The sequence below is a fragment of the Xanthomonas cucurbitae genome (assembly GCF_002939885.1).
In the GTDB taxonomy this organism is placed as follows: Bacteria; Pseudomonadota; Gammaproteobacteria; order Xanthomonadales; family Xanthomonadaceae; genus Xanthomonas; species Xanthomonas cucurbitae.
Genome location: NZ_MDED01000171.1, coordinates 1 through 273, shown reverse-complemented (window position 1 = coordinate 273; position 273 = coordinate 1). Strand labels below are relative to the sequence as shown.

Below are 273 nucleotides of genomic sequence, written 5' to 3'. Positions count from 1 at the left end.
GCTTTGCCCGCTTCAACGCGCGTTTGTTCTTGATCTGCTTCAACTTCGAGCGCTTTTCTGCGATCAGGTAGCGCAGCTTGCGCTTGCTCGCCATCTCTTCGCGCTTGTCCAGTCCGGTGTAGCCGCTGTCCCCGCTCACCGTGTCTTCCTTGCCGTGCAGCAGTTTGTGCGCCTGCGTGATGTCCGCCGCGTTGGCTGCCGTGCATTCCACGTGGTGCACCAACCCGGACTCATCATCCACGCCAATGTGCGCTTTCATCCCGAAGTAGTACT

General features: G+C 59.3%; 1 protein-coding gene. It reads right to left on the bottom strand.

Going from position 1 to position 273, the window contains the following annotated elements; genetic code table 11:
* Nucleotides 1-273, bottom strand: a 273-nt coding sequence (locus tag XcuCFBP2542_RS19230) for a transposase (RefSeq protein WP_146090404.1), incomplete at both ends; no start/stop codon positions are given.